We start from the raw sequence: 566 nt of genomic DNA, 5'->3' as shown, positions 1-566 counted from the left end.
GAGCGCGGCATGGCGCTCTCCGGCGGGCAGCGGCAGCGGCTCGGGATCGCCCGCGCCCTGTATGACAACCCCCGGGTGCTTGTCATGGACGAGGCCACCTCGGCACTCGACACCGCCACCGAGGCGGCGGTGACGACGGCGATCCGGCAACTGCACGGCGACGTCACCGTCATCACGGTGGCGCACCGGCTGGCGACGATCCGGGACGCCGACATCGTGTTCTTCATGCGCGGCGGAACGGTGGCGGCCGCCGGAACCTTCGACGAGGTGGTGGCCACCGTGCCGGACTTCGCCGAACAGGCTGCCCTCGCCGGCCTCGGAAAGACCGGGAAGCCGGTGGAAGAACACCGCTGAGCCGGCGACCGTCGCCGGCCGCTCCGGTCCCCGGATAGGAATCGGCGGCCTAGCCTGCTCAGGCCTAGCCGGCCGCGGCCTCGGCGTAGATGCCCGCCAGCCGGTGCACCAGGCCTGCCGGGTCGTGGTGTTCTCGGAGCCAGGCGCGGCCGTCCAGGGCCGCGGAGGTGCGGGACGGGTTCTCCAGCGCCGCTGCGGCCGCAGCCGCGAGC

1 protein-coding gene is annotated in these 566 nt (G+C 73.7%); it reads left to right on the top strand.

Going from position 1 to position 566, the window contains the following annotated elements:
• On the top strand, nucleotides 1-354 hold a 354-nt coding region (locus AC5RV2_RS18840), incomplete at its 5' end, for an ATP-binding cassette domain-containing protein (protein WP_494093595.1).
• Nucleotides 355-566: the final 212 nt, after the last annotated feature.

Source organism: Arthrobacter sp. Y3225116, from assembly GCF_059091245.1.
Note: the sequence above shows the minus strand (reverse complement) of the source record. Positions and strands in the feature narration are given on the sequence as shown.